The 6,433-nt window shown below is 68.8% G+C and carries 6 protein-coding genes and 3 pseudogenes; 6 read left to right on the forward strand and 3 right to left on the reverse strand.

All coding sequences use genetic code 11. The features are described 5' to 3' along the window. Positions 1–444, forward strand: coding sequence for a GNAT family N-acetyltransferase (locus VT52_RS32725; protein ID WP_046426741.1), 444 nt, complete (start codon positions 1–3; stop codon positions 442–444). A gap of 14 nt (positions 445–458) precedes the next feature. Here VT52_RS32725 and VT52_RS39805 read toward each other — a convergent pair. After that, positions 459–929 (reverse strand): annotated as a pseudogene (locus VT52_RS39805) (hypothetical protein); the annotation flags it as partial. 139 nt (positions 930–1,068) lie between these two features. Between VT52_RS39805 and VT52_RS36410 the strand changes: the two are divergent. The 4 genes and pseudogenes from VT52_RS36410 (at position 1,069) to VT52_RS32735 (ending at position 3,665) form a co-directional block, all read left to right on the forward strand. After that, the gene (locus VT52_RS36410; RefSeq protein WP_079175433.1) at positions 1,069–2,064 is read left to right on the forward strand and encodes an AraC family transcriptional regulator; all 996 of its coding nucleotides are present in this window, start codon (positions 1,069–1,071) and stop codon (positions 2,062–2,064) included. Between the two features lie 211 nt (positions 2,065–2,275). After that, the gene (locus tag VT52_RS32730) at positions 2,276–2,533 is read left to right on the forward strand and encodes a hypothetical protein (RefSeq protein WP_143070955.1); all 258 of its coding nucleotides are present in this window, start codon (positions 2,276–2,278) and stop codon (positions 2,531–2,533) included. A 31-nt stretch (positions 2,534–2,564) separates the two neighbouring features. Then, positions 2,565–2,642 (forward strand): annotated as a pseudogene (locus VT52_RS39810) (helix-turn-helix domain-containing protein); the annotation flags it as partial. Between the two features lie 144 nt (positions 2,643–2,786). Further along, complete coding sequence (locus VT52_RS32735) at positions 2,787–3,665, forward strand: alpha/beta fold hydrolase (protein ID WP_046426736.1); 879 nt, start codon at positions 2,787–2,789, stop codon at positions 3,663–3,665. A 24-nt stretch (positions 3,666–3,689) separates the two neighbouring features. On the opposite strand, the gene VT52_RS39815 is transcribed toward VT52_RS32735, so the two are convergent. Beyond that, positions 3,690–4,238 (reverse strand): tetratricopeptide repeat protein, encoded by a 549-nt coding sequence (locus tag VT52_RS39815; protein ID WP_046426738.1) that lies wholly within the window; start codon positions 4,236–4,238, stop codon positions 3,690–3,692. 661 nt (positions 4,239–4,899) lie between these two features. On the opposite strand from VT52_RS39815, the gene VT52_RS32745 reads away from it, so the two are divergent. Beyond that, positions 4,900–5,910, forward strand: coding sequence for an aldo/keto reductase (locus tag VT52_RS32745; RefSeq protein ID WP_046426739.1), 1,011 nt, complete (start codon positions 4,900–4,902; stop codon positions 5,908–5,910). 178 nt (positions 5,911–6,088) lie between these two features. Here the strand turns inward: VT52_RS32745 and VT52_RS39820 are convergent. Further along, positions 6,089–6,295 (reverse strand): annotated as a pseudogene (locus tag VT52_RS39820) (nSTAND1 domain-containing NTPase); the annotation flags it as partial. Positions 6,296–6,433 lie beyond the last annotated feature (138 nt).

Raw genomic sequence — 6,433 nt, forward strand, 5'->3', positions numbered from 1 at the left:
ATCGGAAAGACAACAGCTTCTTACTTCGCCGCCTCGGTCACCGACCGAGGCGACGACTTCTTCGACCAGTTCACCGACCGGTACAACGCCTCGCTTGCCGAGCAGGAGACCGGCATCTGCGCCTTCTACGTGCTCGTCGCCGAGGCCGGCTCGGTCCTCGGCAGGTTCAACCTGTACGACGTGCAGGACGGCACTGCCAGACTCGGCTACCGGGTCGCGGAGCAGGTCGCCGGCCGCGGCGTGGCGACCGCGACCGTCCGGGAGTTGTGCCGGACCGCGACCGCACGGCACGGCCTGCGCACACTGCGGGCGGCCACCTCCCATGACAACGCCGCGTCCCGGAAAGTCTTGACCAAGGCCGGGTTCCTCCCTGTCGGCCCTGCGACGCCGGCCGATCTCGGCGGCAAGTCAGGCACCTGGTACCAGCGCGGCCTCCAACCGTAGACAAGACCCGCCAGCCGTTCAGCGGCGAACTTTCTCCGCCACTCGGGGACCGTCTTCACGCCGGCCCCGACAGCCTGCGCGGCACCAGCATTCGGCGTCCCGTCAGCGCATGCCAGGACGATCCGAGCCCGCTCAGCCGTCGGAGCGTGCGTAATGGTGGCGGGCGCCGTGGGGCAGCCAGTTCGGGGCGGCGATGGCCGCCAGGGCGCTGTTGTGCGGGCGCAGGCTCCGTGACGTCGTCCGAACGGGCGGAGACATCCAGGCGTGTCGGAGCAGGCCCCAGTCGAGCGGGGCTGCGGTGGCCGGTCCGTGTCTCGCGTGGGTGACGTTTCAGTGCGGCGGCGACAGGCAGGTTGTGGTTGGGGAGCGATGCCGGGGCCGGTATTCCTGCGTGCGGGAGAGCCGAACTCCGTCAGTTGCCATGGCCGGCGGAGAAGCCGGCCGGCGTCGGTAGTGGGCACACCCTCGTCGGAACGCGTGCTCATACTGATCTTGCTTGACCCGGGGGGAGCGAGGAACCGCCGGTGGCGTTGAAGGCGTGCCCGCGGAAAAGGGGGCTCGGTTCTGACGGCCTCCGGGCCGACCACCGCCCGGCCCGCGACGAGACACCACACGGGGGTTGATGTGCCGAATTTTGATGACCTGCCTTCAGGCAGCGGAGACAGTGATCCGGCTCTCCTGTATCAGGGAGCGAACATTGAGCAGCTTCACCAGGTCGTTACCGACCGTTTCTCTTCGCACCGTTTGGCAGTTACGGGCGCGCATCAGATCCAGGGGAGGTTTCGATGCTTCCACGATGGTCGGATAGCACTGTATGAGCTTGGTTACGGAGCTGACGTACGCGTTCACACAGGAGAGTTGCCCACCTTCTACAATATCCAACTCCCCGTAGCTGGTGACGGGACGGTCATGGTGAACGATGCGCCGCTGAAATCCACGCTCTGTATCGCTGGGCCCGGGGACCGCCTGTCGATGAACTGGAACAGCGAGGCCGTGAATAATATATTGATCTTTCCATTTCAGGAGATGGAGAAAGCTGTCGTCAGGCGGCTGGGTGATCTCCCGTCGGGGGGTCTGCGCTTCAATAACGTGCTCGACGAGCGAAACCCGGTTATGCGGTCCTGGATCAAACTTGCACGGTCATTCTCCCTTTTTTCCCGGTCGCCGCTCAGTCACAGCTCACACCTGGGGATGCGGCATTTTGAAAACGCTTTGGTCGACAGCATCCTCGACGTACAGCCCCACTCGTGGAGCAGTGCGATAGCGGACCGTGGTCCTGCCATACTGCCGAACTCCCTGCGCAGGGCAACTAATTTTTGCGCCGAGCATGCCAATGAGCCGATTTCTGTATCTGATATCGCGCAGGCCGCCCGGGTGAGCGTGCGCACCCTGAGAGAAGGGTTCCGTGCCCACCTGGGCACCAGCCCCCTGGCGTACCTGCGGAGCGTACGGCTCGACCATGCCCACCGGGACCTGGTTGCCGTCGCTCGCGGCCAAGCGGCCGGCACGGTGACCGACATCGCTTGCCGTTGGGGCTTCACTCACCTGGGCCGCTTCAGCGCCGACTACCGGCGAGCCTACGGACAGTCACCGTCACAGACATTGCGTCACCATCTGTGAAGGAGTGCGTCTCGGTGCCGCAGACACCCGCGTCTTGGCTATCCGGAAACGCGCAGCGTCGGTGTCCCGAAGCGGATAGCAGTTGGACCGCATCGGCGGGAGTCTGTAACGCGGGAGCCAGGGCTTGACCCGGCACGGCCCACCAGGGTCGGGCTGGGGCGGCCTGTCGGCGGTACCAAGTGGCCGCCGAATTCGGTGCCAGATTGCCGGAATGGCTGCCACCGCAGTCACTGCCCTTCTGTGTAAGGAGAATTCTGTGCGAATTTCTGCGCGGCGCATCGGTGTGCTTGCCGGCTCGGCTGTCGCGGCCATGGGTATGGTCCTGGCCAACGGGGCCTCCGCCTCGGCCCAGGACCAGTCCGTGAACTTGGTCGCCGCGACTCCCGACTGGACCTGCGGCAAGACGTTGACATCGAACACGGTCCACCTGGTGTTCCAGTGCGACGCTGAGATTGAAAGGGTGGGGTGACAGGGGGCGTTGTCCCTGCTACATCCTCGTCATGAGGTATGCGGATGGCGGCGGTCTGACCGCCGCGGGGCGGGCGAAGCGTGAGGCGGTGCGTTTCGAGGCCGCGGAGGGCCCGTACGGCACCGAGCACGTCGATTCGCATGCCCCCATCCTCCGTGTCAGGGGTCGGCTGCGCCCGACCGTACTGATCGGCTGCTGATCGCCGTCACCCAGGCTGATCCGGTCAGTCCCCGACCCGAAAGGACGGCTCTTCATGGCGCTTACCATTCCCGGCTTCGATCACATCCGCCTGCCCGGCGCGGACGGTGTGGAGGTGGCTGCCGCTGTCGGCGGCAGTGGCAGCCCGGTCGTGCTGCTGCACGGTTTCCCCCAAACCCACCTGATGTGGCGACACGTTGCCGAACGGCTCACCGGCGAGCACACGGTGATCTGTCCTGACCTGCGGGGCTACGGCGCCAGCGACAAGCCGGCTGCCACCGGCCCCGATGTGTACGCCAAGCGCACCATGGCCGCCGACGTCGTGACCCTGGCGGCGGCGCTCGGCCACGGGCGTTTTGCCCTCGTCGGCCACGACCGGGGCGCGCTGGTCGCCTTCCGGGCGGGGCTGGACCACCCTGAGACCATCACGCACCTGGGCATCCTCGACGTCGTGCCGACGCTCGACATGTGGAACGTCCTGCACGGCGTCTCGGCGGCGGTCGGCTACCACCTCTTCCTGATGGCGCAGCCGCCGGGCCTGCCGGAGGCGTTGATCGCCAACAGTGCGGACGCGTTCTTCGGCTCGTTCCTCGACGCCTGGGCCAACGACGCGACCGCCATGCCGGAGGATGTGCGTGCCGAATACCTGCGGGCGAGCGCCGCGGCGGTGACGTCGATCGTCGCGGACTACCGGGCCTCGGCGGGGATCGACGTCATGCACGACCAAGCGGACCTGGACGCAGGATCGCAGCTGGCGATGCCCGTGACGGTCGTCCAGCAGGACTGGGGCGCGCAGCTGGGCTACGACGCTGCCGCGGTGTGGAAGGAGTGGGCGCCGGACCTGGACCACCGGCTGACCCGAGCGGGGCACTTCATGGCCGAGGAGGCACCCGACGAGATCGCGGCGGCGATCCAGGACCTGCTGGCCCGCTGAGCCTCCTGTACTGGGCCGCTTGCGTCACCCGCCCGACACTCTCCAGCCCCCTGGCCACTTTCTCGTCGACCGCCTGCAGCTTCTCCAGGTAGGTAGCGGGGGCGCCGGCTGCCAGGCGGCGACAGAGGCCGGCCGACTGCGCCCCGGTCTCCAGTGCTTCGTCCAGTCGTCCGGCTTGCCACGGGCCGACGGCGAGGTCGCCCAGACAACCCGAGAGAGCGGGCTCATAGGTCGCGGGGGAGGGTACAGGAAGCCGACGCTGGAGAGGGCGGTGATGACCTGGGGCTCGCATCCCGGCTGGCGGGAGAGCACCGACCGGTGGACGAGTACGGCCTCCTCCAGGGCCGCCCGCGCCTCCTCACCACGTCCGGCCTCGAACAGCTCACAGCCGAGGTTGCCCAGCGCCGTGGCGAGGACCTGCTCGTGCACACGCCCGCGGCGCTCAACCGCCACCCGGGCGAGCACCACGGCCTCCTGGCTCACGGCGAGCGCCTCCTGCGGGCGGGCGGCATGCGACGCCGAGGCCGGGCACTCCGAGGCTGCGGTCTGGCAGCAGGCCCTGGAGGCAACCACCGGCGGCAATCCCGTCGTGCCCGCGCCGGGCGCCGGAGCGACGCCGGGGGCCGCGGGCCAGCCGCTGATCCCGCACCGCGCCGGGGACAGCGGCTTGGAGGACCGGCCCGCCGACTACCGGTCGTTCATGGGGATCGTCGCGGGCGGCGAGGGCCCGTTGCAGGCCAAGAACATGGCTCACGAGCTCGGGCTGGAGGTGGCGCCGGGGAAGCTGGAGCCGGTGCGCGGGAAGCTGTGCAAGCCGGCCGAGCGTGGCTGGCTCGCCCGCATCCCCGCGCGAACACGATCGCCGCCAGCACATCGCGGTCACCGTGTCGGCGCCGACCTCCGCCCCGCGGACGCGTTGGCGCCTCTGGCACCACCCGCTGGGACAACTCCCAGCTCATCCGGCACCAGCCGGTCACATGTTGGCCGAGGGTTGAGGCAGGTCTACCGCCGCCGGTTCTTCCCGTCATTCCCCGCGGCGGTTTGCCGTCGGGGAGCTGAGTAGTCCCCACGCGCTCGGCTGAGAATTGACAGTTTGTTACTCGCTACCCCTGGGTTCTCTGGTACGTCTGGCCGAAACGGTCGAAACCTGACAGGGCGCCCATGCCGCACGCCTCCGAATTCCGGACCGAGACAGGTTGCGTTAGAACGCACTCCAGCTCCTAGGTTCGGAAGCATGCGATACGTCAGACTCGGAACGACTGGACTGGAAGTCTCCGCCATCACCCTCGGCTGTATGAGCTTCGGCGAGCTGGACCGGGGCGGCGAGCCCTGGTCGCTGGGCGCGGACGCCGGCCGGGACATCATCAAGCAGGCCCTCGAGGCCGGCGTCAACTTCCTCGACACGGCCAATGGGTACAGCGCCGGAAGCAGCGAGGAGATCGTCGGCCAGGCGGTCAAGGACTTCACCCGGCGGGAGGAGGTCGTTCTCTCCACCAAGGTCTGGATGCGGATGCGCCCCGGTCCGAACGGCGCCGGGCTGTCCCGCAAGGCGATCTTCGCCGAGCTCGATGCCTCCCTGAAGCGACTGGGGACCGACTACATCGACCTGTACCAGATCCACCGCTGGGACTACGACACCCCGATCGAGGAAACCCTCGAGGCGCTGCACGACGCGGTCAAGTCCGGGAAGGTCCGCTACATCGGAGCCTCTTCCATGTACGCCTGGCAGTTCGCCAAGGCCCTGTACCTGGCTGACCTGAACGGCTGGACCCGGTTCGTGTCGATGCAGGACCACTACAACCTCATCCACCGGGAAGCAGAGCGGGAGATGATCCCGCTCTGCGCCGACCAGGGCATCGGCGTGATCCCATGGAGCCCGCTGGCGCGGGGCAGGCTGACGCGGGCCCGGGACACCGCCACGGCGCGTGCCGCGACCGACGCGGGCGGCAAGATCCTCTACCGCGACGAGGACCAGTCGGTGGTCGAGCGCGTCCACGAGATCGCGGGCGAGCGGGGCCTGTCCCCGGCCCAGGTCGCCCTGGCCTGGGTCATGCGCAACCCGGCGGTGACCTCGCCCGTCGTCGGGGTCACCAAGCCGGCCCAGCTGGCCGACGCGGTCGCCGCGGTGGACGTCGGACTCGACGAAGACGAGGCCGCCTACTTGGAGGAGCCCTACCAGCCGCACGAGGCCGCCTACCTGGAGGAGTCCTTCTACAAGCGGCAGCCGGTGGCGGGCTCCCGGTAGTCCGGGCTGCCGCCGGGCCTTCGACGAGTCCTTGGCCCCGGCCTTCACGGACCTGTGGTCGGCCCGGCGGTGCTTGCGGGCAGTCGCGCGCAACCGCATGATCCGCGCGCTGCCCGCACTGGGCGGCCTCGACCAGCCGCTGGCGGGTCAGGATGTCCTCGCGGGACGATTCCATGCACTCGCGCAGCAGCGGCCAGGCATGGAACAGGACATCGTGGGTGATCTCCACGGTGTCCTGGTCCGCGGTGAGCAGCCGGGCGTCGATCAGCTTGTTCAGGACGGCCGCCGTGAGCCGCACGACGCCTTCGCCGGCGCCCGCGTCCGGGGTGAGGAGGCGGCGGTCCGTGCGGCGCCGCAAATAGATCCGGCCCTGGCCGAGGGCCACCAACTGGGGCAGCAGGCGCCGGAGTTCGGCGCGTTCGGCTCGTCCAAGGCGTCATGGACGGCTTCGGCCGTGGCGACGACGGCGCCGCCGAGCCGGCCCGCCGCGATGTAGTCGCCGCCCGCCGCCCGCCGCCCGCCG

The organism is Streptomyces malaysiense (genome assembly GCF_000980885.2).
Classification (GTDB): domain Bacteria; phylum Actinomycetota; class Actinomycetes; order Streptomycetales; family Streptomycetaceae; genus Streptomyces; species Streptomyces malaysiense.

What these genes read in the sequence shown, in the direction of transcription:
- VT52_RS32745 (WP_046426739.1), top strand. Translation starts at nt 4,900, where the DNA reads ATGCGATACGTCAGACTCGGAACGACTGGACTGGAAGTCTCCGCCATC.
- VT52_RS32730 (WP_143070955.1), top strand. Translation starts at nt 2,276, where the DNA reads ATGGCTGCCACCGCAGTCACTGCCCTTCTGTGTAAGGAGAATTCTGTG.
- VT52_RS32735 (WP_046426736.1), top strand. Translation starts at nt 2,787, where the DNA reads ATGGCGCTTACCATTCCCGGCTTCGATCACATCCGCCTGCCCGGCGCG.